At 44.3% G+C, this 3,375-nt stretch carries 1 protein-coding gene; it reads right to left on the bottom strand.

Translation table 11 applies throughout. The features are described from left to right. Positions 1-57: 57 nt before the first annotated feature. The gene (locus tag AO277_RS12180) at positions 58-3,210 is read right to left on the bottom strand and encodes an HsdM family class I SAM-dependent methyltransferase (protein ID WP_099258982.1); all 3,153 of its coding nucleotides are present in this window, start codon (positions 3,208-3,210) and stop codon (positions 58-60) included. Positions 3,211-3,375: the final 165 nt, after the last annotated feature.

Here is a 3,375-nt window from a genome sequence, read left to right as displayed (position 1 = left end):
ATGAAATTTCATAACGGTCAGTCATGATGGCCCTCTTGGCAACCAGAGGACATCATTTTAACCAAGGCGACTTTTCAGACAAACCCTAGTCCAATAACGCTTCATGTCCGGCTTAAGGAGGAAAACTGTAGCTACTCCGTTGCTACTGTCATAAATCCTAGCCACACGCTCATTGTATATCCCCCTCCGTGTAAAGTTTTCACTAGCGAAGTGATCAAGACGCTCAAGTTCCTGAAGTAGCTTAGCAGACTTTATTTTTGATACTGTTATGCCTTCACTGGCGGTGCTATCCAGTTCGAATGCAACCAATCTGTAGGGAAGTTTTTGTATTGAGTCGGAGTCGTTGAAGATTACAGCTCGTACTGATTTATCCTGTCCAAAACCGGCTTTAATGACTTTTACGAAATGCTCGCAATAATCGCGGAGAAATGGCTCTGCAACCTCACCATTACTACGTGGAGTTCTCTGGCGGCCTGGCGACTCGGAATCACCTCTGAAATCGGGAATTGTATAATTGCATAGGTCGCTTATTAAGGTTGTTTCGGCCTCTTTGAGCTTGAATGCTTCAAACGCCCGACAGTCAACGTCTTCCAAGCTACTGAGCTCAGCAAGCAAATCTGGTTCTGGGTGAGGAATAGGTACCGTTATAAGCTCTTTAACCAGAACCTCTGGTCGGTACGCTGCAAATCTACCACTCGTTAACTGCAAGAAATAAGTAGCAACCATGCTGTTTAGTGAAATGCACGCTGCTTCAATTATTTCCTGTGGGGCGTTAACAGAAATGTAACTCTGCGTGCAAAGAATACCTTGATTACTTTCCGACTTCACGATTCTTGACTGAAAACGTCCAACTTTAGTTTGCCAAGTAGGCTTAACTATCAATTGCGGCAACGAAAATGCTGCTAAGTCTGACCAGTTTCTGTGAGTGTATACTTCGTTAAGCTCGGGAAGAGACTCGGAGTCTAAATATAGAAGGGAGTCCGTGGGAAAACTATTCTCATCAAAAATTCTACGCCCTTTAAGCTGAGGCTGATAAAGGGAGCGACTCCCAAAATTTAATCCTTCTTTGTGGTTTATGATTTTGGAGCTTGAACTTTGACTTGCGTACGCACTTTCGTCCGCGAATGTAAACTCTTCGAGTTGGGGGTCTTGATATTTAGCTAGACTAGGGAAGTTAGACAGCTTTTTTAGCAAAGAGCAATCGCGACTGCTACCCCACATTAGTGCGGTCCAAGCAGTAGAATCAATAGCTGCCTCTCTACCAGGTACAGTCTTTCGATCCTGAGGTTCAATTATAATTGAGAAGTCATCAATACTATGCTCCATCTGTTTTGGACTTATGTAGCTTACACGATGGTTTGCTGATGGAGGTTCGGCAGTCATGATGACAATGCAAGAGGGCGCTACAGATTTTTTTAAAGTATGCGATTTTCGTTTAAATACTTGGAATCTCAATGCGGAAAGGTTGTAAATTTCCCTAATGGTATAGTTAGTGAAAAGCTTTGCCCTCAAGCCTTGAGCCACTTCGCTGCGATTAAATAACAGAGAGTTAGCCGATTGAATCATTGCAATTTGCCCAGAGCTTTTTAGTAGCTCGGCAGCCTTGGGGAGAAATAGGGAGCCGATATCTTTATTTGCAATTGGCCAGTGGCGGTCGTCAGAAATTGCCCATTTTAGGGCTTTCTCTGTGATTAGATTATCTCCCCAAGGAGCATTGCCGATAACTAAGTCGTAGGAGCTTGACTCTTGCGAGGTGCTAAATCCCGGGTGATCTTCGGCAAAAAAATCTGAGCAAACTAATCTTCTTCCTCGCATGGTTGGAAATACAATTTGGTTCCAATACTGGCGAGGGTCAATCTCATCGCACATGGCAAGATATAAACTGAAGCAAGCTACTCTTACCGCGTGTGGGTCTTTATCTACTCCGAATATATTTCGCTCTAGTAAGCGCTTCAATATTTCTGACTTCACTGTCTGATTTGGATTGGCTCTTTTCCAGCGGTGCACCAAACGCTGAAATGCTTTTACTAGGAAAATACCTGAACCACAAGCCGGGTCAATTATACTAATGTCCCATTCATAACCGTCCCAGGGCAGTACCCGGTCTAGAATAAAGTCTACTAGATGAGACGGGGTATAGAATATTCCTTCTTTAGCAGCCCGTTCAGTAACAAAAGTTTCATAAATACTACTAATGAACTCAAGCGGAATCACATCAAATGAGTACTGTGGCCACAAGCATCCTTGCCCTGACGGCATATCTAAATCGCCTCGAATGAAATCGGCAAGTAGCGCCAGATGTTCTTTAGTGACAAGGCTTTTTTCTTTTTGCCAGTCAGCGGTTCTGGCATCTACTGTATTTCCTTTTCCCGGAAATAAATCGCCGTTGAACCTGGTATTGAGCCAATCGAACAGAGAATAGGTATCTTCATAGTCACCAAGAATGCTGTGAAAATTTTGGTGGCTGTTTTTTAATATGTTTTCCGCAAATAACTTAGCCAGCCTCGTTGCCGTTAGTGCTGGGTTTCCATCTGAGTCTTTTCTGTCAAACAAAAACTGGACGAATATAATCCTAGCTAGGAGGTCATGACATATGTCATCGTCCCTCAAGCCTGCTGAGGATAAGCAAGATCGAATGTGGCGCAGATTTCCAAGCAGCATTTGATCTGCACGGCCATCACGATTGAACCGGTCTTGATATTGTCGAAAAAACTCTCCAGAAACCAAGTTTATCCAATGTAAGGCTTGGGCCGCTAGCAGCTCTAGAGATGAGCTCTCGTCTTCTACGATATCCTCTCTAGTTAGTGTATGAACTAGGCGGTCGCTGATTGGATTTTCTTGACTTGGCGCCTCGCAGCAACTCCATACGCGAAGTAGTCCTGGCTCAATTGTTACAAGCATTGGACTATGCGAGAAGTTCCATGTTAGGCGATGCAGCTCACGTAAAGTTATGTCACTAGCATCTGAATGGAAAGTAACGACAACTGCTATAGGTGGCGTCGTTTCAGTTGCATTGGGATCTGCGACCAATACCCCAACGGTTGAGCCTTCGGCATCACTAAAATGCTCTAATATTCGGCCGATTTTGGATCTAGCTAATGAAGCAAAAATCGCTGCACCTTGGCCTTGGGGGTGAGTAATATCGGATATTTTTGGCCAGCCAAGTGCCGCATGTAGCTGATCTAGAGAGATAGCTATCTCATTTTTCACAAATCTAATTCCAATTCATCCTGGCGGTTGCCGCCAAAGCGGCCTAGCTTGGCGCTGCCTCTAGGCTTTTTAGGCTCTAGGGTTTGTCTGAAAAGTCGCCTTGGTTAAAATGATGTCCTCTGGTTGCCAAGAGGGCCATCATGACTGACCGTTATGAAATTTCAT

The organism is Pseudomonas amygdali (genome assembly GCF_002699855.1).
Classification (GTDB): domain Bacteria; phylum Pseudomonadota; class Gammaproteobacteria; order Pseudomonadales; family Pseudomonadaceae; genus Aquipseudomonas; species Aquipseudomonas amygdali.
The sequence above is the reverse complement of the archived record's forward strand: the minus strand, read 5'-3'. Positions and strand labels throughout refer to the sequence as shown.